General features: G+C 69.3%; 21 protein-coding genes. 16 read left to right on the top strand and 5 right to left on the bottom strand.

The window, feature by feature from the left end; translation table 11 throughout:
* Window positions 1-46: 46 nt before the first annotated feature.
* From FHW85_RS00605 to FHW85_RS00595, 3 genes are read left to right on the top strand one after another with little or no spacing between them, the layout of a single operon-like run.
* Window positions 47-595 carry a hypothetical protein gene (locus tag FHW85_RS00605; RefSeq protein WP_167254063.1) on the top strand — a complete coding sequence of 183 codons (549 nt, stop codon included), beginning with the start codon at window positions 47-49 and terminating at the stop codon, window positions 593-595.
* A gap of 55 nt (window positions 596-650) precedes the next feature.
* Complete coding sequence (gene fabG, locus FHW85_RS00600; protein WP_168646977.1) at window positions 651-1,379, top strand: 3-oxoacyl-ACP reductase FabG; 729 nt, start codon at window positions 651-653, stop codon at window positions 1,377-1,379.
* A gap of 29 nt (window positions 1,380-1,408) precedes the next feature.
* Window positions 1,409-2,299, top strand: a complete 891-nt coding sequence (locus FHW85_RS00595) for an aldo/keto reductase (protein WP_168646976.1) — start codon at window positions 1,409-1,411, stop codon at window positions 2,297-2,299.
* A 5-nt stretch (window positions 2,300-2,304) separates the two neighbouring features.
* Here the strand turns inward: FHW85_RS00595 and FHW85_RS00590 are convergent, their stop codons facing one another.
* Window positions 2,305-2,772, bottom strand: a complete 468-nt coding sequence (locus tag FHW85_RS00590; RefSeq protein WP_168646975.1) for a hypothetical protein — start codon at window positions 2,770-2,772, stop codon at window positions 2,305-2,307.
* Window positions 2,773-3,055: 283 nt separating this feature from the next.
* On the opposite strand from FHW85_RS00590, the gene FHW85_RS00585 reads away from it, so the two are divergent.
* A complete protein-coding gene (locus FHW85_RS00585; RefSeq protein WP_167254055.1) occupies window positions 3,056-4,213 on the top strand; it encodes an isovaleryl-CoA dehydrogenase in 1,158 nt (385 codons plus the stop codon).
* A gap of 36 nt (window positions 4,214-4,249) precedes the next feature.
* On the opposite strand, the gene FHW85_RS00580 is transcribed toward FHW85_RS00585, so the two are convergent.
* The gene (locus FHW85_RS00580) at window positions 4,250-7,060 is read right to left on the bottom strand and encodes an autotransporter serine protease (RefSeq protein ID WP_246866600.1); all 2,811 of its coding nucleotides are present in this window, start codon (window positions 7,058-7,060) and stop codon (window positions 4,250-4,252) included.
* A gap of 247 nt (window positions 7,061-7,307) precedes the next feature.
* Between FHW85_RS00580 and FHW85_RS00575 the strand changes: the two genes are divergently transcribed.
* The 6 genes from FHW85_RS00575 to FHW85_RS22155 all read left to right on the top strand — a co-directional run bounded on the left by FHW85_RS00575 (window position 7,308) and on the right by FHW85_RS22155 (window position 16,285).
* Complete coding sequence (locus FHW85_RS00575) at window positions 7,308-8,489, top strand: acetyl-CoA C-acyltransferase (RefSeq protein WP_168646974.1); 1,182 nt, start codon at window positions 7,308-7,310, stop codon at window positions 8,487-8,489.
* A gap of 146 nt (window positions 8,490-8,635) precedes the next feature.
* Entirely contained in the window at window positions 8,636-8,989 is a 354-nt protein-coding gene (locus tag FHW85_RS00570; protein ID WP_167254051.1) for a hypothetical protein, read from the top strand.
* A gap of 165 nt (window positions 8,990-9,154) precedes the next feature.
* Complete coding sequence (locus FHW85_RS00565; protein WP_168646973.1) at window positions 9,155-10,762, top strand: carboxyl transferase domain-containing protein; 1,608 nt, start codon at window positions 9,155-9,157, stop codon at window positions 10,760-10,762.
* Window positions 10,763-10,888: 126 nt separating this feature from the next.
* A complete protein-coding gene (locus tag FHW85_RS00560) occupies window positions 10,889-12,625 on the top strand; it encodes a J domain-containing protein (RefSeq protein WP_168646972.1) in 1,737 nt (578 codons plus the stop codon).
* Between the two features lie 40 nt (window positions 12,626-12,665).
* Complete coding sequence (locus FHW85_RS00555) at window positions 12,666-14,348, top strand: molecular chaperone HscC (RefSeq protein WP_168646971.1); 1,683 nt, start codon at window positions 12,666-12,668, stop codon at window positions 14,346-14,348.
* A complete protein-coding gene (locus FHW85_RS22155; RefSeq protein WP_210427669.1) occupies window positions 14,345-16,285 on the top strand; it encodes a J domain-containing protein in 1,941 nt (646 codons plus the stop codon). Before FHW85_RS00555 ends, FHW85_RS22155 begins: the two co-directional genes overlap by 4 nt.
* A gap of 170 nt (window positions 16,286-16,455) precedes the next feature.
* On the opposite strand, the gene FHW85_RS00545 is transcribed toward FHW85_RS22155, so the two are convergent.
* The 3 genes from FHW85_RS00545 to FHW85_RS00535 are packed head-to-tail and all read right to left on the bottom strand — an operon-like array spanning window position 16,456 to window position 18,871.
* The gene (locus FHW85_RS00545) at window positions 16,456-16,758 is read right to left on the bottom strand and encodes a DUF6587 family protein (RefSeq protein WP_167254044.1); all 303 of its coding nucleotides are present in this window, start codon (window positions 16,756-16,758) and stop codon (window positions 16,456-16,458) included.
* Window positions 16,755-18,614, bottom strand: a complete 1,860-nt coding sequence (locus FHW85_RS00540) for a ferrous iron transporter B (protein WP_167254042.1) — start codon at window positions 18,612-18,614, stop codon at window positions 16,755-16,757. The genes FHW85_RS00545 and FHW85_RS00540 overlap by 4 nt, the downstream gene beginning before the upstream one ends.
* A complete protein-coding gene (locus tag FHW85_RS00535; RefSeq protein WP_168646970.1) occupies window positions 18,611-18,871 on the bottom strand; it encodes a FeoA family protein in 261 nt (86 codons plus the stop codon). The genes FHW85_RS00540 and FHW85_RS00535 overlap by 4 nt, the downstream gene beginning before the upstream one ends.
* A 173-nt stretch (window positions 18,872-19,044) precedes the next feature.
* Here FHW85_RS00535 and FHW85_RS00530 point away from each other — a divergent pair, with 173 nt between their 5' ends.
* The 6 genes from FHW85_RS00530 to typA all read left to right on the top strand — a co-directional run bounded on the left by FHW85_RS00530 (window position 19,045) and on the right by typA (window position 26,070).
* Window positions 19,045-19,839 carry an enoyl-CoA hydratase-related protein gene (locus tag FHW85_RS00530; RefSeq protein WP_168646969.1) on the top strand — a complete coding sequence of 265 codons (795 nt, stop codon included), beginning with the start codon at window positions 19,045-19,047 and terminating at the stop codon, window positions 19,837-19,839.
* Between the two features lie 45 nt (window positions 19,840-19,884).
* The gene (locus FHW85_RS00525) at window positions 19,885-20,274 is read left to right on the top strand and encodes a VOC family protein (protein WP_167254036.1); all 390 of its coding nucleotides are present in this window, start codon (window positions 19,885-19,887) and stop codon (window positions 20,272-20,274) included.
* Window positions 20,275-20,385: 111 nt separating this feature from the next.
* Window positions 20,386-20,904 (top strand): cupin domain-containing protein, encoded by a 519-nt coding sequence (locus tag FHW85_RS00520; RefSeq protein WP_167254034.1) that lies wholly within the window; start codon window positions 20,386-20,388, stop codon window positions 20,902-20,904.
* Between the two features lie 193 nt (window positions 20,905-21,097).
* Complete coding sequence (locus FHW85_RS00515) at window positions 21,098-23,095, top strand: biotin carboxylase N-terminal domain-containing protein (protein WP_168646968.1); 1,998 nt, start codon at window positions 21,098-21,100, stop codon at window positions 23,093-23,095.
* A gap of 53 nt (window positions 23,096-23,148) precedes the next feature.
* The gene (locus FHW85_RS00510) at window positions 23,149-24,045 is read left to right on the top strand and encodes a hydroxymethylglutaryl-CoA lyase (RefSeq protein WP_168646967.1); all 897 of its coding nucleotides are present in this window, start codon (window positions 23,149-23,151) and stop codon (window positions 24,043-24,045) included.
* Window positions 24,046-24,240: 195 nt separating this feature from the next.
* Entirely contained in the window at window positions 24,241-26,070 is a 1,830-nt protein-coding gene (typA, locus tag FHW85_RS00505) for a translational GTPase TypA (protein WP_167254027.1), read from the top strand.
* Window positions 26,071-26,163: the final 93 nt, after the last annotated feature.

Genomic DNA, 26,163 nt, shown 5'->3' with positions numbered 1-26,163 from the left:
CGGAGGTGGCGAGCCCCGCCTGCTTCGTGGAGTGCCGACCGGCCGCATGCGCAAACTCACTTCCTTCCTGCTGCTCGCCGTCGGCGTGCTGTATCCCTTCCTGGTGTATGCCGGCATGCGATACGTGCCGCCGCAGATCTTTGCGCTGGCGCTGGGCGCCGCCTGGCTGCTGCGCGCGCCGGCGCTGTGGAACCAGCCGGGCGGCCGCTGGATGCTGGGCGCGGCGCTGGCCTATTGCGCGCTGCTGGCGCTCAGCGGCGAATCGCAGCTGCTGCGCTGGTATCCCACCCTGGTCTGCGCGCTGCTGCTGCTCGCCTTCGGGCTGACCCTGCGCTACGGGCCGCCGATGATCGAACGCATTGCCCGCGTGCAGGACCCGCAGCTGCCCGCCGCCGCCGTGCCGTACACGCGCAAGGTGACCTGGCTGTGGATGGGCTTCTTCGCCGCCAATGCGCTGGCCTCGGCCGCGCTTACGCTGTGGGCGCCGCTGCGCTGGTGGACGCTGTACAACGGGCTGATCGCCTACCTGGCCATGGGCGCGCTGTTCGCCGGCGAATGGCTGGTGCGGCGGCGCGTATTGCGGCAGGCGGCGTGATCGCCGCGCGCCGCTTCGCTATCGTTGCCGCTGCGCTTATCGAGGACAGCCACGCATGACCGACACCATCCTGGTCACCGGTTCCAGCCGCGGCATCGGCCGCGCCATCGCCCTGCGCCTGGCGCAGGCGGGCTACGAGCTGGTGCTGCATTGCCGCTCGCGGCGCGACCAGGCCGAGGCGGTGCAGGCGTCGATCCAGGCGCTGGGCCGGCAGGCGCGCGTGCTGCAGTTCGATATCGCCGACCGCGCCGCCTGCGCCGCCGCGCTGGAAGCGGATGTCGCCGCGCATGGCGCGTACTACGGCGTGGTGTGCAATGCGGGGCTGACCCGCGACGGCGCGTTTCCCGCGCTCAGCGAGGAAGACTGGGACCAGGTGCTGCGCACCAATCTCGACGGCTTCTACAACGTGCTGCATCCGCTGGTGATGCCGATGATCCGCCGCCGCGCGCCGGGGCGCATCGTGTGCATCACCTCGGTGTCCGGCCTGATCGGCAACCGCGGGCAGGTGAATTACAGCGCATCCAAGGCCGGCGTGATCGGCGCGGCGAAGGCGCTGGCGCTGGAGCTGGCGAAGCGCAGGATCACCGTCAACTGCGTGGCGCCGGGCTTGATCGATACCGATATGGTCGATGCCGGACTGCCGCTGGAAGAGATTCTCGCGGCGATACCGATGCAGCGGATGGGTACGCCGGAGGAAGTGGCCGGTGCGGTGCAGTTTCTGATGAGTCCGGAGGCGGGCTACATCACGCGGCAGGTGCTCGCGGTCAACGGCGGCTTGTGCTGACATCTTCTGGATAGAACGAAAGAGCCATCATGCCATCGCCCTTCCCCGTACCTGACCTGCAGCTCTCTCCCATCGTCGCCGGCCTGTGGCGGCTCACCAGCTGGAAGCTCGACGTGCAGGCGCGCGTGCGCTGGATCGAGCAGGCGCTGGAGCTGGGCATCACCTCGTTCGATCACGCCGACATCTATGGCGACTACGAAGAGGAAGCCACCTTCGGTGCGGCGCTGAAGGCAGCACCGGCTTTGCGCCGGCGCATGCAGCTGGTGACCAAGTGCGGCATCCGCCTGCGTTCGGCCAAGCGGCCATATCCGATCAACTACTACGACACCACGCCGGCCTACGTGCGCGCGCAGGTGGAGCGCTCGCTGCAGTGCCTGCATGCCGATCAGCTGGACCTGGTGCTGATCCACCGCCCCGATTACCTGATGGATGCGGAGGAACTGGCCGACACCTTTGCCACGCTCACCCGCGAAGGCAAGGTGCGCCACTGGGGCGTGTCCAATCACAGCGCCAGCCAGTTCGCGCTGTTGCATCGGCACGTGCCCTTGCTTACCAACCAGCTCGAACTGTCGCCGCTGCATCTGGATGCGCTCGACGACGGCACGCTCGACCAGGCCCAGCAGCTGGGCCTGCGGCCGATGATCTGGTCGCCGCTGGGCGGCGGCCGGCTGTTCACCGGCACCGACGAACAGGCCGTGCGCGTGCGCGCCTGCATGGAGGCGATCGCCGCGCGGCTGCGGATCAGCCTGGCCACGCTGGCCTTCGCCTGGGTGCTGCGCCATCCCTCGCGGCCCTGTCCGGTCACCGGCAGCGGCCGCATCGAAGGCCTGCGCGAAGCGGTAGCCGCACTGGAAGTGCGGCTGAGCAACGAGGACTGGTATGCGATCTGGACCGCCAGCCAAGGGCACCCGGTGCCCTGAGCCTGCTACGCCGGCTGCCGCTGCGCGTGCCCGTAGCGCACCGGGAAGCGATGCATCGCGCGCTCCAGCTGTGCAAAGAATTCCTGCAGCTGGATCTGCGTGACCAGGAACAGCAGGCCGCGGCCGGCGTGCCAGGCGTCGTACAGGGTCTGGCCGTCGCGCGCGGGATCGACCAGGGCCACCGTCACGGCGGTGAGGTCTTCCTGCACCGGCCGCTGCAGATGCAGGCCGATGCGGTCGCTGACGCTGCACAGATGCAGTTCGGTCAGCTCGCCTTCCAGCAGCGGCGGCAGTTTCAGGCACCAGGCCTGCAGATCCACCGCGGACAGCAAGGTGCCGTGCGCGTGCAGCGCGCGCTCCTGCGCTTCGCAGCGGGCGTCGACCAGCAGTTGATTGCGGCGCCAGGCGTCGGCGGCGGACGGCTGTTCCCGGCGCAGCACGCGCAGGCGCAGTCCGCCCAGCTCGATGCTCACCGATGCGCCGCGTGTCCAGACTCCCCTGCGCAGCCGCCGGCTCGCCCAAGCGCTCAAGCCCCCGAGCAATGCCGGGAGCGCGAGAAAACCTCTCACATCCATAGTCCCTGAGGTGCCCCCACCCACTTATTCTGCATAACTGTGATCCACCTCACGGACAGAAGCAATCGGACTTATTCCAGCCCGATGCCGCCCCCGACGGCGTCGTGGTGCGCTGCGCCATAGGACGGCACCGCTCCTGCGTTAGCATTTCCGGCTCCCCCGCCTCTGCCGGAAGCTTCCGATGCGTCCATTTTCCCTCGGTGAAGAGCTCGACCTGTTGCGCGAAAGCGTGCACGCCTTCGCGGAAAAGGAGATTGCTCCCCGCGCAACCCAGCTCGACCACGACAACGTCTTTCCGGCCGACCTCTGGCGCAAGTTCGGCGAGATGGGCCTGCTCGGCATGACGGTTCCGGAGACCTACGGCGGTACCGGCCTGGGCTACCTCGCGCACATGGTGGCGATGGAAGAGATCTCGCGCGCTTCCGGCTCGGTGGGTCTGTCCTACGGCGCGCATTCCAACCTGTGCGTGCAGAACCTGTTCCACAACGGCAACGAGGAACAGCGCCGCAAGTACATCCCCAAGCTGTGCTCGGGCGAATACGTGGGCGCGCTGGCCATGAGCGAGCCCGGCGCCGGTTCCGACGTGGTCGGCTCGATGAGCTGCAAGGCCGAGCTGCGCGGCGACGTGTGGGTCGCCAACGGCTCCAAGATGTGGATCACCAACGGTCCCGACGCCGACGTGCTGCTGGTCTACATGCGCACCGCGCCGCGTCCGGCCGGCAGCCGCTGCATGACCGCCTTCATCGTCGAAAAAGGCATGAAGGGTTTCAGCACCGCGCAGAAGCTGGACAAGCTGGGCATGCGCGGCTCCAACACCTGCGAGCTGGTGTTCGAGGACTGCGAGATCCCCGCCGAAAATATCGTGGGCGAAGTCAACGAAGGCGTGCGCGTGCTGATGAGCGGCCTGGACACCGAGCGCCTGGTGCTCTCGGGCGGCCCGCTCGGCCTGATGCAGGCGGCGATGGACCTGGTGCTGCCGTATGTGCGCGAGCGCAAGCAGTTCAATGCGCCGATCGGCACCTTCGGCATGATGCAGGCCAAGGTTGCCGACATGTACACCGCGCTGCAGTCCTCGCGCGGTTTCGCCTACATGGTGGCGCAGGAATTCGACCACGGCAGCAAGTCGCGCATCGACCCGGCCGCCTGCCTGCTCAACGCCTCGCAGAACGCGGTGAAGGTGGCGCTGGAAGCGATCCAGGCGCTGGGCGGCAACGGCTACATCAACGAGTTCCCGGCCGGCCGCCTGCTGCGCGATGCCAAGCTGTACGAGATCGGCGCCGGCACCAACGAGATCCGCCGCATGCTGATCGGCCGCGAGCTGTTCCACGGCAAGTCCTGAGCCGCCGGCGGAGCGCGCGCCGGCGCCGCGCCCTGCCTACCAGCGGTACTGATACGCCAGGGTGGCCATGCTCGACTGGTCGCGCTGGCCGAAGTACTGGTCGTAGCCCAGCAGCAGCGCGCCGCGCGGCGAGAAGCGCCAGTCCAGTTCCAGCCCGGCCAGGCCCGCATAGCGCGCCAGCCCGATGCCGCCGAGCGGCGCCCATTGATTGAGCCCGGTGAAGCTGGCGTCGAACACGTCGCCGCGCGTGGCGAACGACTGCTGCCAGGACAGCCGCGCTTTCAGATCCAGCCGGCCCAGGCTGGGCACCAGCCAGCTGCGCGCCGCGCGCAGGCCGGCGCCGGCCTGCCAGCGTTCGATGGTCTGGCCCGGCGACTTCAGGCCGAAGCCGTAGCCGCCCAGTTCGTTGAAGCCGTCGCGCTGGATGCGCGTGTATTGCACGTCCACATAAGGCGTGACGCGCAGGCCGGCGGCATCGAAGCGGTAGCCGCTTTCGCCGTAGGCCACGCCGTAGCGGCCGCGCGTATCGCTGGCCACCGCGGTGGTGGCGTCGCCGAGCTGCAGTTGGCGGCGCATGTTTTCCTGGTAGCCGCCGATGCCGAGGCGGCCCATCGCATACCAGGAATCGCGCATGACGCCGGCATACAGGCTGCCCTCGACCGCGCGGCTGCGGCCCTGGTCGGCGCTTTCGGCCAGGCGGCCCAGGCCCTGCATCTGCGCCACCGCGAAACCGGCGAACCCATTGGGGCCGAGGCGGCGGTCCTGGCCGACCATCCAGCCGTTCAAATCCATGCCGACGCTGCCGTAGCCGGCGCGCGCCATCGAGCCCTGGTAGCCGAGGTTCTGCGCCCAGCCGCCGGCCTGCGGCGCCTGCGCGAGTTCGTCGAAGCGGTCGGAGAACGCGCGCGTGCTGGCGTCGATCGCCTGCAAGGTCATCGCCGCACTCGCCGCATGCAGCTGGCCGGACAGGCTTTCCAGCGACTGCTGCGCGGAGCCCAGGTTCGGCGACTGCTGCAGCAGCGCGGCGCCCTGGATAAAGCCGGAGGCCGCCGCCTGCCCGCCCGCGCCGTTCTGCGCGAGCTGCGTATTGAGCTGCTGGAAGGCGCCGTCCACGCGCTGCGCCGCGCCCATCGAGGCGGCGGTGTAGCTCATGCCCTGCACTGCCGTCACCTGCACCTGGGTGACGTTGAGCCAGGCGCTGGTGGCGTCGTAATTGATCGACGCATTGAGGAACACATTGGACGCGGTGTTGACCGCCGAGAACGTGCCGGTGAGCCCGCCGTTCGCCACCAGAACATTGGTATGCGCATTGGCGACATAGCCCGAGCCCGCGCCGATCACGTAGAGATCGCCGCCGCCCAGCGTGGCGCTGCCGCCGGTGCGCAGCGCCGAGCCCAGTTCCAGCGCGAGCCGGCCGCCGCTCATCTGCTGATAGCTGCCGGCCACGTTGACGTCGCCGCCGCGCACGGTGAGCACGCCGGCATTGGCCACGTTGCCGCCGATGCCGTGCGTGTCGGTGAGCGTGCCCTGCGCGCTGATCGCCACGCCGGAAGCCAGCGACTTCGCCGACAGCACGCCGCCCTGCACCTGGGTCAGGCCCGTGTAAGTGGACGGCTGGGTCAGCAGCAAGGTGCCGGTGCCCTGCTTGATCAGGCCGCCGGCGCCGGAGATCGGGTTGTTCCAGCTGGAGCTGCCGGCGAAGTTCACCGTGACGTCGCCCCAGTCGAACTTCGCCGGACCGTTCACCGCCTTGCCCACGTCGAGCATGCCGTAGCCGAAGGTGGTGTCCGGCCCGGGCGTGCCGAGATCCGCCGCGGTGCCGAGCAGGGTCTGGCGCACCAGGTCGTTGCTGAAATACGGATAGGCCTGCCACACCAGGGCCGCCGCACCCGACACCTGCGGCGCCGCGAACGAGGTGCCGGTGATGATGTAGTAGCTGGTGCTGGTGGCGGTGTCGTCCTTGCCGGTGACGATGAGGTTGCCCGGCGCGGCCAGGCAGTAGTTCATGGCGATGCCGCAGGCGTTCGAATAGCTGGCCAGCTTGGTGGGGTTGTTGCTGTCCACCGCCACCACCGTCAGCCAGCCGCGGGTGAGGTCGGGCGCGCGCGCCGGCAGCGCCGCCACGTCGCTCGGGTTGGCTTTGGAATCGTTGCCCGCGGCGAACACCACCAGGCCGCCCCAGCTGTTGACGAAACGGTTGTAGGCGTCGTGGAAGCTCTGCGTGGTGGCGGTGGCGGTGGCGTCCCAGTACAGGCCGCCCCAGGAGTTGTTCATCACCTTCACGCCGTTGGCGATCAGGTCGTCGTTGATCGCGCCCAGCGGGTCGGCGGTGGTGACGCGGTTGCCCTGGCCGGAGCCGTCGTCGGTCGGCGCCTTGTCGGCGATGATGCGCGCCGACACGATGTCCGCCCCCGGCGCGATGCCGCCGACGAACTGCCCCACCGGCTTGCCCGCGGCCACCTGCGACACCCAGGTGCCGTGGCCGACCACGTCGTCGATGCTGGTGTTGTTGACGCTGGGGTCGACGTAGATCAGGTCCGCCAGCACGCGCCCGGCCAGCGCCGGGTGGTTGCGCATGACGCCGCTGTCGACCACGCCGATGGTGACGCCCTGGCCGGTATAGCCCTGCGCGTGCGCCGCATTGGTGTCGGTCAGCGTGAGCTGCGCGTCGATCGGCGGCTGCGGGCTGGACGGCTGCGAGGGTGTCGAGGGCGTGCTCGGCGGCGTGCTCGGCGATACGCGGACATTGCCGCTGCCGCCGCCTCCGCCGCAGGCGCTCAGGCCCAATGCCACGACGACGGCCAGGCACACTTCGCGCTGGCGCGGATAACCGTTCCCCATACCCATGATCTTGATCCCCAGGCTTTGACGACCCATGTCAGAGCCGGCGCGGCTTGCCCGCGGCCGGCGATTCCTGCGGCTAATGTTGGCACAAAGCCGGCGCAACGAATTGCGAAGGAATAATGACGGAGGTCGCACGCAAACCCTTGGCGCGGCAACGGTTTGCCGACAGTGGTAGGCGGCTGCGATAATCCGGCGATCGCTACACACCCTACGGGCATCCCCTGCCCACCCAGTCCTTGCGGAGATCTCCATGTCGGACGTCAGTGTTGTCATCGCGGGCGCCAAGCGCACCGCCATCGGCTCTTTCCTCGGCCAGTTCACCGGCGTGCCCACCCCCACGCTGGGCGCCACCGCCATCAAGGCCGCACTGGAGCAGGCCGGCATCGCCGCACAGGACGTCAATGAAGTGCTGATGGGCTGCGTGCTGCCCGCCAACCTCGGCCAGGCCCCGGCCCGCCAGGCGGCGCTCAAGGCCGGCCTGCCCACCGCCGTCGGCTGCACCACCGTCAACAAGGTGTGCGGTTCCGGCATGAAGGCCATCATGCTCGGCCACGACCTGATCAAGGCCGGCTCGTCCGCCGTGGTGGTGGCCGGCGGCATGGAGTCGATGACCAATGCGCCGCACATGGTCAACGCGCGCACCGGCATCCGCTACGGCGACGGCCAGCTGGTCGACCACATGGCCTGGGACGGCCTGACCAATCCGTACGACGGCAAGGCCATGGGCGTGTTCGGCGAGCTGTGCGCCGACAAGTACCACTTCACCCGCGAGGAGCAGGACGCCTTCGCCATCGAGTCGGTCAAGCGCGCGCAGGCCGCGCAGCAGAACGGCGCCTTCGCCGGCGAGATCGTCCCGGTCACCGTGGCCGGCCGCAAGGGCGACGTGGTGGTCGACACCGACGAGCAGCCGGGCCGCTCGGACATCGCCAAGGTGCCGGCCCTCAAGCCCGCCTTCCGCAAGGAGAACGGCACCATCACGGCCGCCAGCTCCTCCAGCATTTCCGACGGCGCCGCCGCCGTGGTGCTGCTCTCGGCCGACGACGCCAAGGCCCGCGGCATCCAGCCGCTGGCGCGCATCGTGGCGCACGCCACCCATTCGCAGGAACCCGAATGGTTCACCACCGCCCCGGTCAGCGCCATGCAGAAGGTGCTGGAAAAGGCCGGCTGGAAGGTCGCGGACGTGGACCTGTTCGAGGTCAACGAAGCCTTCGCCGTGGTGGCCATGGCGCCGATGCGCGAGCTGGGCATCCCGCACGACAAGCTCAATGTCAACGGCGGCGCCTGCGCGCTCGGCCATCCCATCGGCGCCAGCGGCACCCGCCTGGTGGTGACCCTGCTCAACGCGCTGAAGACCCGCGGCCTGAAGCGCGGCGTCGCCTCGCTGTGCATCGGCGGCGGCGAAGCCACCGCCATCGCGGTCGAACTGCTCTAAAGCAGAACAGGCATGGCCCGGCCGGTACCCCCATGAAAGGGGGATAACCGGCTATGGCCTTGTTAAATAAAGATGTGGCGCAAATTCCGCGAAAGCGCTATTAATACGCCCGCCAAACGGCATTCCACGGCAAAGGAGATTCAACAATGAAGTTCACGCGTACCCTACTCGCCTCCGCGCTCGTCGCGCTGCTGGCGGCTTGCAGCAACGGCGCGCAGGATTCCGCGCAGGACGCCCAGAAGTCGGCTGACCAGGCTCAGCAGTCGGCTGACCAGGCTCAGAAGGCTGCCGAGGCTCCGGCTGCCGCCGCGACCGCCGCCGCTCCGGCTGCTGCTCCGGCTTCGACCGCTGCTGCCCCGGCTGCTGCCGGCACCGCTCCGGCCGCCGCCATGGAGCAGGCTGCCGACGCCGCTTCCAAGGCCGCCGACGCTGCCAAGGACGCTGCCGGCGCCGCCAAGGACGCTGCGGACAAGGCGAAGGACGCCGCCAAGGGTCAGTAATCCCTTAGCGATCTGCTTCAAGGAAAACCGGTCGCGCAAGCGGCCGGTTTTTTTTCGTCCGCGAGAAATAGCGCGGCGCCGCGCGAGGAAATGCGGCGGTGCGTTTCGGCCCCGGCGCGCCGGCCGCTATCATCCGGCCTTTCCCTTCGAACGCGCCCTCGCCTCATGAGTGTCCTTACCTCGCAGCTCGATACCCGCTCGCCCGAATTCCAGGCCGGCAGCGCCAACCTGCGCGCGCTGGTGGACGACCTGCACCACCAGCTGGCCGTCAGCGCGGAAGGCGGCGGCGACAAGGCGCGCGAGAAGCACACCGCGCGCGGCAAGCTGCTGCCGCGCGAACGCATCCGCGCCCTGCTCGATCCCGGCTCGCCCTTTCTCGAACTCTCGCCGCTGGCCGCGCACGGCATGTACGACGACGCCGCGCCGGCCGCCGGCATCATCACCGGCATCGGCCGCGTGCACGGCATCGAGGTGGTGGTGGTGGCCAACGACGCCACCGTCAAGGGCGGCACGTATTTCCCGATGACCGTGAAGAAGCACCTGCGCGCGCAGGAAGTGGCGCTGGAAAACCGCCTGCCCTGCGTCTACCTGGTCGATTCCGGCGGCGCCTTCCTGCCGCTGCAGGACGAAGTGTTTCCGGACCGGGAACACTTCGGCCGCATCTTCTACAACCAGGCGCGCATGTCGGGCTTGGGGATTCCGCAGATCGCCGTGGTGATGGGCTCCTGCACCGCCGGCGGCGCCTACGTGCCGGCGATGAGCGACGAGACCATCATCGTGCGCGAGCAGGGCACCATCTTCCTGGGCGGCCCGCCGCTGGTGAAGGCCGCCACCGGCGAGGTGGTGGACGCCGAGGCGCTGGGCGGCGCGGACGTCCATACGTCCGTCTCCGGCGTGGCCGACCACTTCGCCGAGAACGACGCCCACGCGCTGTCGATCGCGCGCGACATCGTGGCCAGCCTCAATCGCCGGAAGGACATCCCGCTGGCGCTGCGCCCGCCGGCCGAGCCGCGCTACCCCGCCGAGGAGCTGTACGGCGTGATCCCCCAGGACACGCGCCGCCCGTTCGACATCCGCGAGGTGATCGCGCGCATCGTCGACGGCTCCGAATTCCACGAATTCAAGGCGCGCTACGGCAAGACCCTGGTCTGCGGCTTCGCCCACATCCACGGCTACCCCGTGGGCATCGTCGCCAACAACGGCATCCTGTTCGCCGAGAGCGCGCTCAAGGGCGCGCACTTCATCGAGCTGTGCAACCAGCGCAACGTGCCGCTGGTGTTCCTGCAGAACATCACCGGCTTCATGGTCGGCAAGAAGTACGAGAACGCCGGCATCGCCAAGGACGGCGCCAAGATGGTCACCGCCGTGGCCTGCTCGCACGTGCCGAAGTTCACCGTGGTGATCGGCGGCAGCTTCGGCGCCGGCAACTACGCCATGTGCGGCCGCGCCTACGGCGCGCGCTTCCTGTGGATGTGGCCGAACGCGCGCATCAGCGTGATGGGCGGCGAGCAGGCCTCCTCGGTGCTGGCCACCGTGCGCCGCGACGGCCTGGAAGCAGCCGGCAAGAGCTGGAGCGCCGAGGACGAGGAAGCCTTCAAGGCGCCGATCCGCGAGCAGTACGAGCGCCAGGGCCACCCCTACTACGCCAGCGCGCGCCTGTGGGACGACGGCATCATCGACCCGGCCGACACCCGCCGCGTGCTGGGCCTGGCCATCTCCGCCTCGCTCAATGCGCCGATCGAGCCGCAGCGCTACGGCGTGTTCCGTATGTAGCCGAAACGCGGCATGCTCTTTCGACAGGGGGACGGAACGTGCACGCAGAACGCATAGCAGCCATCGCGCCGGACGGCGCGATGGGCCGGCCCCAGGGAGAGGACCGGCACCACGGCAGGGAACCGCATGATCCACGGCATCTTTGAACGGCTGGGCCTGGCGCCCGACGCCGACGAGCAGGCGATCAGGCGCGCCTACGCGCAGCGGTTGAAGCAGCACCGGCCGGACGAGGACCCGGCCGGCTTCCAGCGCCTGCACGATGCCTACCAGCAGGCGCTGCAGTGGTGCCGCAACCGCGTCGCCATGCCCGCGCCTGCCGCGCCTGCGCCAGCTCCCGCCGAGCGCTCCCCGCGCCCGCGGCCAGTCCCGCACGCGCCTCCCGCCACGGCGATGGAACGCCACGACGCGATCCAGGTCGACCCCGACGACTTCCTGCGCGAACTCTCGCTGATCGCCGTCCAGGGCGACGCCGCCGCGCTGCGCGGCTGGCTGGAGCGCCACCCCGGCCTGTGGTCGCTGCGGCTCAAGCAGCAGCTCGGCGACGCCGTGCTGCGGCAGCTGCGCCACAACCCCATGCCGATGCCGGCGACCTGCATCGATACGCTGCTGGACTACTTCGAACTGGACCAGGTCGCCCGCGGCGCCGATGGCCCCCTGCTTTTCTACCTGCGCGAAACCTGCCACCAGCGCTACGTGCCGATCGGCCGCTATCTCGCCCAGCACCCGGAACAGCCGCGGCTCGGCGCACGCTTCGAACCGGAAAGTTTCCTGGCGCGCCTGCAGGAGCTGTGCACGGCCGGCGACCCGGCCGACCTGTGGGCCTGGCTCAGCCTGCGCAACATGGCCTGGTCGCTGGCGGAAGAACAACAGGCCGGCCGCGCCGCGCTGGACTGGCTGCGCGCCGAACCGCGGCCGATGCCGCGCATGTGCTACGAGCAGCTCGCCGAATTCTTCGAATGGAAGGACGCGGCGCTGGGCGGCGACGCGCAGGCCACGCAGTCGGCGGTGGCCGAACGCCACCTGGCCTGGCTGATGGCGCCGGCCCGCGTGAACCTGCTGGCGCGCGCGGTGGAAGACCCGCAGCAGCGCTATATCGACGTGGCCCGCACGCGCCGCCTGCGCGACCAGCTTGCGCGCCCCTTCAGCTGGCCGCGCATCCTGCTGCTCGCGCTGTCGCTGTCGCTGTCGCGCGAACTGGGCGATTTCATTTTCCGGCTGCGCGCCGCGGTCGGCCTGCATGGCCGCCACGTGCGCCTGCTCGGCCGCTACTTCGACCACCGCTCGCTGTATTTCTGGAGCGAAGCCGGCGCGCCGGGCCAGCTGACCCGGCCCAAGCTGATCGTATGGGGCGTGCGCCTGCTGGCTGCGCTGGCCGCGGAAGCGTCGATCTGCTTTTTCGTCGCCTGGCAGGCCGGGCCCGCGGCAGATCCGCGGCGCTATGTCGACATCGCGATACTGGCAACGTTCGCCCTGCCGCTCTATGTCGTCGTGTTCAACTTCCTGCTGTTCTGGCAGACCTTGCCGGGGCCGCATTCGCGCCTGGCCACGGCGATCCAGGCGAGCTTCGTTCCGCTGCTCGCCGCGCTCTCCTTCGCCGCTGCCGCGCAGCTGCCGCCGCCGCATCACGTCTCCAACGGCGTGGCGGCGTCGGCGATGCTGCTGGCGCTGCTCACGTATCTGAAGCGCGAGGACGCCAACAAATACCTGCCCAGGGTGATCCTGCTGATGGGCGCGATCTGCGCGTTCCGCAGCTACGTCGTGGGAAGCACGCTGTGGTTCCAGTGGACGTCCGCCCTGGCCATGGTGTTCTGGGGCATGGGCCAGTCCTGGCTGACGCGCAAGGCCACGCCCGGCGTGCGCTGAGCGCGCCGCGGGTTTCATTTATCGACAAGGGTTCGCAAGCATGATCGTCGGCATCGACCTAGGCACCACCCACTCGCTCGTCGGCCGCTACGGCGAAGCCGGTTCAACACTGTTTCCCAATGCGCTGGGCGAACTGCTGACGCCTTCGGTGGTGAGTGTCGACGAGGAAGGCCACATCATCGTCGGCCAGGCCGCGCGCGACCGCATGATCAGCCACCCCGGCGACAGCGTCGCCGCCTTCAAGCGCTGGATGGGCACCGCGCGCGAAACCCGCCTGGGCGCCCGCACGTTCCGGCCGGAAGAACTCTCGGCGCTGATCCTGCGCACGCTCATCGCCGACGCCGAGGCGGCCACCGGCGAGAAAGTGAGCGAGGCGGTGATCAGCGTGCCGGCCTATTTCTCCGACGCGCAGCGCAAGGCCACCCGCGCCGCCGGCGAGCTGGCCGGCATCCGCGTGGAGCGGCTGATCAACGAACCCACCGCGGCGGCGCTGGCCTACGGCCTGCAGGAACAGCGCGACGGCACGCGCTTCCTGGTGTTCGACCTGGGCGGCGGCACCTTCGACGTGTCGATCCTGGAGATGTTCGACGGCGTGGTCGAAGTGCATGCCAGCGCCGGCGACAACTATCTCGGCGGCGAGGATTTCCTCGACGTGCTGGAAACGGCCTTCCACGCCGACCACAAGCTGGGCGAGCTGTCGCCGCAGGAACGCGGCCAGCTGCGCCGCCGCCTGGAGCAGGCCAAGCGCGAGCTCGGCGCCGGCCAGGCCCAGGTGAACTGGAAGCGCGGCGAGGAGCTGCTGTCCTGGAACATCGACGAGGAACGCTTCGCCCGCCTCAGCGAGGAACTGGTGCAGCGCATGCGCGCGCCGCTGGAACGCGCCATGCGCGATGCGCGCCTGCAACCGAACCAGCTCGACGAGATCATCCTGGTCGGCGGCGCCAGCCGCATGCCGCTGGCGGCGCGCCTGGTCTCGCGCATGTTCGGCCGGCTGCCGCTGCGCCACATCAACCCCGACCAGGCCATCGCGCTCGGCGCCTGCGCGGCGGCCGGCATGAAGGCGCGCGACCAGCGCCTGGACGAAGTGATCCTCACCGACGTCTGCCCCTACACGCTGGGCATCGCGGTATCGCGCCGCGACGAAGGCGGCACCGAGCAGGACGGCTTCTTCGCGCCGATCATCCACCGCAACAGCACGGTGCCGGTGAGCCGCGAGGAGCAGTTCTATCCCACCCGCGACCACCAGCGCGAAATCAAGCTGCGCGTGTTCCAGGGCGAGAACCCGATGGTCGAGCGCAACATCAAGCTGGGCGAGCTGGACATTCCCCTGCCGCCGCAGCGCAGCACCCAGGAGAACGCGGTGAACGTGCGCTTCACCTACGACGTCAACGGCGTGCTGCAGGTGGAAGCCGAGGTGATCGCCACGCGCGAGCGCCACGAGCTGGTGCTGGAACAGAACCCCGGCGTGCTCAGCCCCGAGGAAATCCGCGCGCGCCTGCTGGCGCTGGAAAGCATCAAGGTGCATCCGCGCGACAAGCAGGAGAACATCGCCATGCTCGCCCGCGCCGAACGCCTGTACGAGGAATACGTGCAGGCACGCGACCAGCTGCAGCACTGGATCGCGCGCTTCCGCTCGATCCTGGAAAGCCAGGACGAGCAGATGATCCGCGAGCACCGCCGCCACTTCGGCGAGGCGCTGGACACGCTCGAGGCCAGCCTGTGAAGTCCCCGCTCGACTGGTTCGGCCTGCCGCCGGAAGCGGACGAGCGGGAGATCAAGCGCGCTTATGCCAGGCGCCTGCGGACGGTGCGTCCGGACGAGGATCCGGCCGGCTTCCAGCAGCTGCACGAGATGTATCAGCGCGCCCTGGCCTGGCAGGCGCGCGCGGCGATGATGGCGATGGCGCCGGACGAGGACGAAGCCGGAGAGGACGACGGCGAGGAGCTGGAGCGCGCCGGAGAAATCGCCGCGCCGGTCCAGCCGCAGCCTATGCCGGAGCTGCCGCCGATGCGTTCCGCACCGCAGATGCCGCATGTACCGAACGTGCCGCCCGCTCCGCACATGCCGCACGTGCCGCCTGCGGCACCGGCACCGCAGATGCCGCGCGTGCCGCCCGCGGCGGCGCCCGCGCCGATGCCCCCGCCGCCGCCCGTGCCGGACAGGCACCAGCCGTGGCGCCCCGTGCAGTTCGGCCAGCCGCCCACCGCCGCGGCGCCGCAGGTCTTCGATCTGCAGGTCTTTATCGAGGCCTATCTGAAGCTGGCGCCGCTGGGCGACCCGCGCCAGCTGAAAACCTGGCTGCACGAGCAGCCCGCGCTATGGTCGCTGCAGATCAAGCAGCAGGTGGGGCGCGCGCTGATCCAGCGGCTGCTGCAGGAAGTGCCGCCGATCGACGCGGCGAGCATGGACGCCACACTGGGCTTCTTCGATCTGGAGCACACCCAGAGCGGCGTCGACGCGATGCACCTGCACCAGCTGCGCAACCTCGCGCAGGAGCGCTACCAGCTGGTCAAGCGCCACTCGCCCACCATGCAGCCCTGGGGCGCGAATGCGCAGTGGCTGGACATGGACGGCTTCTATGCCTGGCTCAGCGCGCAGGCGCTGGCCGGCGACCGCGCGGCGCTGGAAGCCGTGCTGTGCGTGCAGCCGGCGCTGCGCAACTTCGCCGTGCGCCAGGCCGCCGCGCGGCCCTTGTTCGAACGGCTGTGGCTGGAGCGTCCGCCGATGCCCGCGGCCTGCGCCGCGCTGCTGATCCAGTTCTTCGGCCTGCGCCCGCTGCTGGCGCAGGCCGGGCAGGCGCCGCAGGATTTCGCCGCGCGCCTGGAGCTGTCGTGGCTGATGCAGGAGCGCAACAAGAATGTGCTCGCCACCGTCACGCGCGATCCGAAAAAGCCCTACCCGATGCCGAACCAGGCCTGGCGCGAACTGCAGCGCCTGCGCCAGCCGTTCCGCTGGTGGTGGATCGCGTTCGCCGCGCTGATCCCGCAACAGCTCAGCGCGCTGGGGCGTTTTGCGCTGCGGCTGTGCGGCGGCAACGTGGCCTTGCTCGACAGCTTCTTCGATCCGCGCCTCACGCGTTTCTGCATCGGCGCGGCCGAGCGCTTCGTGGTGACGCGGCCGCGGGTGATCGTCGGTGCGATCCGCTGCTTCGCGCTGCTGCTGTTGGGCACGCTGCTGTATGCGGTCGTGGACGACCCCGAAGGCCGCAACGTTTTTCCGGTCCTGGCCGGCATCGCCACCGGCGCCTGGGCTTACTACCTGCTGTTCCTGGTGGCCTGGCGCTGGCAGCAGCAGCCGGAACAACCGGTGACGCCATGGCCGCTGCTGCGCATGGCCTTCGTGCCCGTGCTGGCGCTGGCCGCGTTCGCCATCTACAGCCTGGGCCAGACCGACGACGGCAAGCCCCTGCTGTTCCCCGCCCAGCTGCTGGCGATACCGGCGCTGGCCCTCGGCTTCCTGCGCATGCGCGCGCGCAATCCGGGCAAGCGCTCATGGCTGAGCAAGCTGCCGGATACGCTGGTCGGCGTGCTGGTGATCATCGCGGCCGTGGTGCTGCTGAGCGACGCGCGGCTGCCCGCGGCGGGCGCCGTAATGTTCTGGATGGTGGATCTGTTCAAGCAGCGCAAGCAGCTGCGCTTCCGGCGCAGCGGTGATGCCTGATCGATAGGGAAGCGCTGCCTACACAGCGTCATCCCGGCGCAGGCCGGGATCCAGTAGCGACATGGCTCATCTGAGCGATGACGTAAGGCCGGAGCTCTTGCACCCTTGCGCGACAATCCAGCGGTAACGCCACTGGATCCCGGCCTGCGCCGGGATGACGAGCAGAAGCGTCAACGCTGACGCGGACGGAATTCCAGCGGCTGCGCCTCGGGCCGCGCCGCGGACGGCGGCGTCGGTCCGCAGCTGCCGCAGGTGCCGCAGCCGTCGCCGCAGTTGCCGGTGGCCTGCGCCGGCTGCAGCCGGCGGCCCAGCGCGCGCAGCCAGGGCTTGCGCCACGGCTTGTTGAGCGAGGCCGAAGCCGCCGCCAGCCAGCGCGTGCTCAGGCCCGGCAGCAGCTTGCGGAAGGCGTACAGCGCGCTGCACAGCACCAGCGCGCCGATGATCACCGCCTGCACGATGGCGAACGCAGTCACGACAGCGCCCTCGCCACCTGGTAGGTGATCAGCGAAGCCAGATAGGCCAGGCCGAACAGATAGCCCGCCGTGATCGCCACGTTGCGCCAGGAATTGGTCTCGCGGCGGATCACCGCCATGGTCGACATGCATTGCGGCGCGAACACGTACCAGGCCAGCAGCGACAGCGCCGTGGCCAGCGACCACTGCTGCGCGATCACCGGACCGAGCTGGCTGGCCAGCGCATCGTCGCCGCCCGCGGCCGCGGACATGGCGTACACCGTGCCCAGCGCCGACACCGCCACTTCGCGCGCGGCCAGGCCCGGGATCAGCGCGATGCAGATCTGCCAGTTGAAGCCGATCGGCGCGAACACGTAGTGCAGCGCGCGGCCCAGGCGGCCGGCCAGGCTGTAGTCGATGGCCGGCTGGGTGGCGCCTTCCGGCGGCGCCGGAAAGCTGGACAGGAACCACAGCAGCACGGTGAGCGCCAGGATGATGCCGCCCACGCGCTTGAGGAAGATCAGCGCGCGCTCCCACAGGCCCAGCGCGATGTCGCGCGGATTCGGCAGGCGGTACGAGGGCAGCTCCATCAGCAGCGCGTGCTCGCTCTTGTCCTTGCGGAAACGCTTGATCACGAAGGCCACGCTGAGCGCGCTGACGATGCCCGCCACGTACAGCGTGAACAGCACGATGCCCTGCAGGTTGAACACGCCCCACACCGTGCGCTGCGGAATGAAGGCGGCGATCAGCAGCGTGTACACGGGCAGGCGCGCCGAGCAGGTCATCAGCGGGGCCACCAGGATGGTGGTGAGGCGGTCGCGCGGGTCGGTGATGCTGCGCGTGGCCATGATGCCGGGGATGGCGCAGGCGAAGCTCGACAGCAGCGGAATGAAGGCGCGCCCGGTCAGGCCCGCCTTGAACATCAGCTTGTCCAGCAGGAAGGCCGCGCGCGGCAGGTAGCCGGATTCCTCCAGCACCAGGATGAACAGAAACAGGATCAGGATCTGCGGCAGGAACACCAGCACCGCGCCCAGGCCCGCGAACACGCCGTCGTTGAGCAGGCTGTGCAGCGCGCTCCCCTGCGGCAGCGCGCTGGTCACCCAGCCGCCAAGCGCGGCCACGCCGGCGGCGATGGCATCCATCACCGGCTGCGCCCAGGAGAACACGGCCTGGAAGATCAGGAACATCAGCACCGCGAGAATGCCGAGACCGAACACCGGATGCAGCGCCCAGCGGTCGAGCGCGTCGTCGATGGCGTCGGTACTGCGCGGCATCGCCACGGTGGCGGCGAGCAGCTCGCGCACCTGGCCGTGCAGGTCGGCGCGGCTGGCCGGGTCGTCCGGCAAGGCGGCCGGCGCTTCCGGAATCGCACCGTCCACACGCTCGATCAGCGCCTTGGCGCCGCCGCGCTTCACCGCGACGGTCTCGACCACCGGGATGCCCAGGCGGCGCTGCAGTTCGTCCACGTTGATATCGATGCCGCGGCGGCGCGCCGTATCCATCATGTTCAGCGCCAGCACCACCGGGCGGCCCAGGCGCTTCACTTCCAGCACGAAGCGCAGGTGCAGGCGCAGGTTGGTGGCGTCGGCCACGCAGACGATCAGATCCGGTGCCGGCTCGCCCGGATAGGCGCCGGCGCAGACGTCGCGGGTGATCTGCTCGTCCGGGCTGGTGGCGTCGAAGCTGTAGGTGCCCGGCAGGTCGATCAGGTGCAGTACGCGGCCGCTGGGCGCGGTGAAGCGGCCTTCCTTGCGCTCCACGGTGACGCCGGCGTAATTGGCCACTTTCTGGCGGCCGCCGGTGAGCTGGTTGAACAGCGCCGTCTTGCCGCAGTTGGGGTTGCCCACCAGGGCGATGCGCAGGGTGCTGGCGCTCATCCGTGCACTCCTTGGACGTGTTCTCCCGTGCGCACCGTGACGCGCGCCGCTTCGCTGCGGCGCAGGGCGAAGCGCGTCGAGCCGATCTGGATCAGCAGCGGATCCGCACCCAGCGGCCCGCGGGCCACCACGCGGACGGGCTCGCCAGCGACGAAACCCAGGTCGCGCAGGCGTTGCGCGATCGGATCGCCGGCAAGCACATCGTCCACTCGGTCCACCACGGCAGGCGCCCCTTTCGGCAGGTCGGACAGTCGCACGGCCAACACTCAAATAAGAATGGTTCGCATTGTAACCAGGTTGTGATGGAAACGGGGGAATCAACACCGGCTGTGCCATTGCCTACGGGTGGATCGCAAGCTCTTGCTGCCCCTTGGCCGTTGGCCGCCGCCTTTGACTAACCTAGGCGCTTTCCCCAGACCTCCAGGCCGCCATGTACACCAGCCTCCAGCTCGCCGATCGCGCCGGCGTCCGCACCATCGCGATGAACCGCCCGCAGGTGCACAACGCCTTCGACGACGGCCTGATCGCCGAACTGACCGATGCGCTCGCCGCCGCCGGCCGCGACCCGGCCGTGCGCGCGGTGGTGCTCACCGGCGCGGGCGCCAGCTTCTCCGCCGGCGCGGACCTCCACTGGATGCGCGGCATGGCCAAGGCCAGCGAGGCGGAGAACCGCGAGGATTCGCTGCGCCTGGCCGCGCTGATGCGCACCCTGCAGTTCCTGCCCAAGCCCACCGTCGCGCGGGTCAACGGCGCGGCCTACGGCGGCGGCGTGGGCCTGGTCGCCTGCTGCGATATCGCCATCGGCGTGGACGGCGCGAAGTTCGGCCTGACCGAGGTCAAGCTCGGCCTGGTGCCGGCGGTGATCTCGCCGTACGTGATCGCCGCGATCGGCCTGCGCCAGTCGCGCCGCCTGTTCCTGACCGGCGAACTGTTCGACGCACCGACCGCCCAGCGCATCGGCCTGCTGCACCAGTGCGTGCCGGCGCAGGAACTGGACGGCGCGGTGGACGCCGTGCTGGCCGCGTTCGCCAAGGCCGGCCCCGTCGCCCAGGCCGAGGCCAAGCGGCTGGCCCTGCGCGTGGCCGGGCAGGACCAGGCGCAGGCCGAGCGCATCGACCGCGAGAACGCCGAACTGATCGCCCGCCTGCGCGTTTCCGCCGAAGGCCAGGAAGGACTCGGCGCTTTCCTCGACAAGCGCGCTGCGGCCTGGGCCGCGCCGGCATAAACTCGCCGCGCCAGCCACCGTCATTCCCTGCAAGGAGTAGCTTCCATGCTCGACCATATCGGCGTGCCCGTCTCCAACTACGCACGCAGCAAGGCCTTCTACGAACGCGTGCTGGCCCCGCTCGGCGGCGGCCTGGCGATGGAAGTCACCCAGGAAGTGACGGGCAGCCGCTCGCATGCCGGCTTCGGCAAGGACGGCAAGCCCAGCTTCTGGATCAGCGCCGACCCGATCGCGCCGCTGTCGGCCATCCACGTGGCCTTCGTGGCGCCGACGCGCGAAGCGGTCGACCGCTTCTACGCCGCGGCGCTGGCCGCCGGCGGCACCGACAACGGCCCGCCGGGCCTGCGCCTGCATTACCACGACAACTACTACGCGGCTTTCGTACTGGATCTGGACGGCCATAACGTGGAAGCCGTCTGCCACCTGCCCGCCTGACGCCGCGGCGCAGGTTGGGGTGAGCGCAGCGAACCCCGACACCACCACCTCCACGCGCATCGCATTGTTGGGGTTCGCCTCCGGCTCACCCCAACCTACCCAGGACTTGCCATGGCCCGCCAAATCGTCAATGTCGCCGACGTCGAACCGCAGCCCATCCCGCTCGCCTTCGCCCCCACCGGCACCGCCGCCGAACGCTACGGCCCGCGCATCGCGCGCATCTCGATGCAGCTCGGCGCGCAGAAGCTCGGCTACAACGTGACGGTGCTGCCGCCGGGCAAGCGCGGCTATCCGTTCCACAACCATCGCGTGAACGAGGAAATGTTCTTCGTGCTGGATGGCGAAGGCGAAGTGCGCATCGGCGAGGAACGCCACCCCATCCGCGCCGGCGACATCATCGCCTGCCCGCCCGGCGGGCCGGAGACCGCGCACCAGATCGCCAACACCAGCGACAAGGAGCTGCGCTATCTGAGCATCAGCACGCGGCAGTATCCGGAGGTGTGCGAGTACCCGGACAGTAACAAGTACGGCGTAATGGCGGAGTACGGCCCGGGGGCGGACGGGATGCCGCAGTTTTTCCGCGTAGTGGGGAGGCAGGGCGAGTCGGTGGATTACTGGGAAGGCGAATAACGCCCTCATCGTCGACGTAGGTTGGGGTGAGCGCAGCGAACCCCAACAAACAGCCGCCGGCACGCCATCGTTGGGGTTCGCTGCGCTCACCCCAACCTACGCCGTTCGCATGAATGCTGCGCCGCGCATCGGCCTGAAACGCCCGTTCTGCTAGTTTTACGGACTTTGCACCCCACCCACGACGGACCCGTGCATGTTCGAGCGCGTACTCATAGCCAACCGCGGCGAGATCGCCTGCCGCGTGATCCGCACCTGCCGCCGCCTGGGCATCCACACCATCGCGGTGTACTCCGAGGCCGATGCCGATGCGCAGCACGTGCGCCTCGCCGATGAGGCCTGGCCGATCGGCGGGCCGCGTCCGGCCGACTCCTACCTGCGCGCCGACGCCATCCTCGACGTAGCCCGGCGCAGCGGCGCCCAGGCCATCCATCCTGGCTACGGCTTCCTGTCCGAGAACACCGCCTTCGCGCGCGCCTGCACCGAGGCCGGCATCGCCTTTATCGGCCCGCGCCCGGCCAGCATCGACGCCATGGGTTCCAAGGCGGCCGCCAAGGCGCTGATGGAAAAGCACGCGGTGCCGCTGGTGCCGGGCTACCACGGCGACAACCAGGACGCGGACTTCCTCGCCGAGCAGGCGCGCCGCACCGGCTTCCCGCTGATGATCAAGGCCGCCGCGGGCGGCGGCGGCAAGGGCATGCGCATCGTGCGCGCCGAGAAGGAATTCGCCGACGCGCTCGCCTCCGCGCAGCGCGAGGCGGCCAATGCCTTCGGCGATACGCGGGTGATCCTGGAACGCTACGTCGAGCATCCGCGCCATATCGAATTCCAGGTGTTCGGCGACAGCCACGGCAACGTCATCCATCTCAACGAGCGCGAATGCTCGGCGCAGCGCCGCTACCAGAAGGTGCTGGAAGAAACGCCCTCGCCCTTCCTCACGCCGGAACGCCGCGCCGCCATGGGCGAGGCGGCGGTAGCCGCGGCGCGCGCGGTGGATTACGTCGGCGCGGGCACGGTGGAATTCATCGTCGGCCCAAGCGGCGAATTCTTCTTCATGGAAATGAATACGCGCCTGCAGGTGGAGCATCCGGTCACCGAGGAAACGCTGGGCCTGGACTTGGTCGAATGGCAGCTGCGCGTGGCCGCCGGCGAAGCGCTGCCGCTGCGCCAGGATCAGATCCACGCGCAGGGCCATGCCATCGAAGTGCGCCTGTATGCGGAAGACCCGGAACAGAACTTCCTGCCCGGCTCCGGCAAGCTGCTGCGCCTGCGCCTGCCGGCACCGTCGCGCCACGTGCGCCTGGACGGCGGCGTGATCGAAGGCGACACGGTCACCATCTTCTACGACCCGATGATCGCCAAGCTGATCGTGCACGACCGCGACCGCGCGCAAGCGCTGCAGCGCCTGCGCGAAGCGCTGATGGCCTGCGAGATCGCCGGGCCGAAATCCAATATCGCCTTCCTCGAGCGCCTGGTGCGCCACCCGGTGGTGCTGGAAGGCCGCATCGACACCGGCTATCTCGACCGCCACCTCGAGGAATTCCTGGCCGGCGACGCCGCGCCCGCGCCGCAGCTGCTGTTCGCCGCCGCCGTCGCCGCGCTGCTGCACGACGAACATGCCGTGGCGGCGCAGGCCGCGCATGGCAGCGATCCCTATTCGCCCTGGTCCCGCGCCGACGCCTGGCGCGTCGGCCATGCCGGCAAGCGCATCGTGGCGCTGTCGCTGCGCGAGCAGCGCTACGAAGTGGAAGCCCACGGCCACGACGGCAACTATCAATTGCGCCACGGCGAGGCCAGCTGCCAGGTGCAGGGCGCGCGCCACGACGGCAATGCGCTCAGCGCCCGCTTCGACGGCGAAGCGCTGCGCCTGCCGCTGCGCGCCGATGCGCAGCGCGTGCTGCTGCACGACGCCGACGGCCGCCGCCACGCGTTCATGCGCGCGGCCGCGTTCGAGTGGGCCGCGAAGGAAGGCGGCGGCGGCAACCAGGTGGCGGCGCCGATGCCGGGCCGCATCGTGCTGGTCAAGGCCAGGCCGGGCGACCAGGTGGAAGAAGGCCAGGAGCTGCTGGTGATGGAAGCGATGAAGATGGAACTGGCGCTCAAGGCCCCGCGCGCCGGCACCATCGACAGCATCGGCGCCGCGCAGGGCGATTTCGTCGAAGCCGACGCCGTGCTGGTGCGCTTCGCCACTTGACCGGCGCCGCGCCGGACGCATCTCCCTTCACGTTGCCACGGGTCACTACCGCCATGAACGACAACCACGTCCGCATCGTCGAAGTCGGCCCCCGCGACGGCCTGCAGAACGAAAAGGCCATGCTCCCGGCCGACGTGAAGATCGCCCTGATCGACCGCCTCTCCTCCACCGGCCTGGCCACCATCGAGGCCACCAGCTTCGTCAGCCCCAAGTGGGTGCCGCAGCTGGCAGACGCCGCCGAGGTGTTCCAGGGCATCCGCAAGGTGCCCGGGGTGAGCTACCCCGTGCTGGTGCCGAACGAACAGGGCTACCGGCGCGCGCGCGAAGTGGGCGCCACCGAGGTGGCGGTGTTCACCGCGGCCTCCGAGGCGTTCAACCGCAAGAACATCAATGCCGGCATCGACGAATCGATCGAGCGCTTCCGCCCCGTGCTGGAACTGGCCCGGGCCGAAGGCGTGAAGGTGCGCGGCTACGTGTCCACGGTGCTGGGCTGCCCCTACCAGGGCGAGGTGCCGGTGGCGGACGTGGTGCGCGTGGCCGCGCGCCTGCACCAGCTCGGCTGCCATGAGATCTCGCTGGGCGACACCATCGGCGTCGGCACCCCCGCCAAGGCCCGCGCCATGCTGAAGGCCGTGGCGGCCGAGGTGCCCATGGCCGCCCTGGCCGTGCACTTCCACGACACCTACGGCCAGGCCCTGGCCAACATCCTCAGCTGCCTGGAGGAAGGGGTGCGGGTGGTGGACAGCGCCGTGTCCGGCACCGGCGGCTGCCCGTACGCCAAGGGCGCCACGGGCAATGTGGCCAGCGAGGACGTGGTCTACATGCTGCACGGCATGGGCATGGAAACCGGGGTGAACCTGGACCTGCTGGTGGCGGCGGGGGCCTGGCTGGCGGCGCAGTTGCACAAGGAAACGGCCAGCCGGGTGACCCGGGCGCGCACTGCTGCCTGAATGGGCTCTTCAGGGCGCTTCGCCGCGAACAGGCGTTTTCGCGAGCCCCGGCCCCTCACCCCGGCCCTCTCCCCGAGGGGGAGAGGGCGCAAAGCAGGCGGACGACAAGCAAGTTGTCACATAAGCCCGTATAATCCGCCGATTCGCCCTTGAGAAAACCACGCGACGGCCATTCCGGCCGCCCGAGCCCACTCCATGTCCATCGAAAATCTGCGCAATATCGCCATCGTCGCCCACGTCGACCACGGCAAGACCACGCTCGTCGACCAGCTGCTGAAGCAGTCCGGCACGCTCTCCGAGCGCACCGTGCTCGCCGAGCGCGTGATGGACAGCAACGACCAGGAAAAGGAACGCGGCATCACCATCCTGGCCAAGAACACCGCCATCACCTGGCAGGGCAACCGCATCAACATCGTGGACACGCCCGGACACGCCGACTTTGGCGGCGAGGTGGAGCGCGTGCTGTCGATGGTCGACACCGTGCTGATCCTGGTCGACGCGATGGACGGCCCGATGCCGCAGACCCGCTTCGTGACCCAGAAGGCCTTCGCGATGGGCTTCAAGCCGATCGTGGTGGTCAACAAGATCGACCGCCCCGGCTCCCGCCCCGACTGGGTGGTGGAGCAGGTGTGGGACCTGTTCGACCGCCTCGGCGCCACGCCGGAGCAGATGGACTTCCCGATCGTCTACGCCTCGGCCCTGAACGGCTACGCCTCGCTCGACCCCGAGACCCGCGAAGGCGACATGACCCCGCTGTACGAAGCGATCATGAAGCACGCGCCCAAGCCGGAAGTCGATCCGGAAGGCCCGTTCCAGATGCGCATCAGCCAGCTGGACTACAACAACTTCGTCGGCGTGATCGGCATCGGCCGCATCCAGCGCGGCACCCTGAAGAAGAACATGCCGGTGGCCGTGATCGACCGCCACGGCAAGAAGCGCCAGGGCAAGATCCTGCAGGTGCTGGGCTTCATGGGCCTGGAGCGCATCGAGCAGGAGACCGCCGAGGCCGGCGACATCGTGGCCATCTCCGGCATCCAGGAGCTGACCATCTCCGACACCGTGTGCGCGCTCGACACCCCCGAGGCGCTGCCCGCGCTGACCGTGGACGAGCCCACCATCAGCATGACCTTCCAGGTGAACAACTCGCCGTTCGCCGGCAACAAGGACCTCTCCGGCGGCAAGTTCCTCACCAGCCGCCAGATCAAGGAGCGCCTGGAGCGCGAGCAGGTCCACAACGTGGCGCTGCGCGTCGAGCAGGGTTCGGACGCCGACAAGTTCCTGGTTTCCGGCCGCGGCGAGCTGCACCTGTCGGTGCTGATCGAGAACATGCGCCGCGAAGGCTACGAGCTCGCCGTGTCGCGTCCGGAAGTGATCATCAAGGAGATCGACGGCCAGAAGATGGAGCCGATCGAGCAGCTGGTGGTCGACGTGGAAGAAATCCACCAGGGCCCCGTGATGGAGCGCCTGGGCGTGCGCAAGGGCCAGCTCAAGAACATGGAGCCGGACGGCAAGGGCCGCGTGCGCCTGGAGTACATGATCCCGGCGCGCGGCCTGATCGGCTTCCAGAACCAGTTCAAGACCCTGACCCAGGGTTCGGGCCTGCTGTTCCACGTGTTCGACCACTACGGTCCGAAGGAAGAAGGCCAGATCGCCAAGCGCCTCAACGGCGTGATGATCGCCAACGCCGCCGGCAACACCCCCGCCTATTCGCTGGGGCCGCTGCAGGAGCGCGGCAAGCTGTTCGCCGCCGAAGGCGACGCGGTGTACGAAGGCCAGCTGGTCGGCATCCACTCCAAGGACAACGACCTCACCGTCAACGCCATCAAGCCCAAGCCGCTGACCAATATGCGCGCCTCCGGCAAGGACGATGCGATCCAGCTCACCCCCGCGATCAAGTTCTCGCTGGAGCAGGCGCTGGACTTCATCGACGACGACGAGCTGGTCGAGATCACCCCGAAGGAAATCCGCCTGCGCAAGAAGCACCTCACCGAGAACGACCGCAAGAAGGCTTCGCGCGGCGGTTGATGGTTTGCCCGATGCAGGATCCAAAGGCCGCCGCAAGGCGGCCTTTCTTTTGGAACGATGCCGCCCCGTTTTCCGGCGCCGGGACATCGTTGA

Source organism: Dyella sp. SG609 (assembly GCF_012275375.1).
GTDB lineage: Bacteria > Pseudomonadota > Gammaproteobacteria > Xanthomonadales > Rhodanobacteraceae > Dyella_D > Dyella_D marensis.
This window is presented reverse-complemented; position numbering and strand designations above follow the sequence as displayed.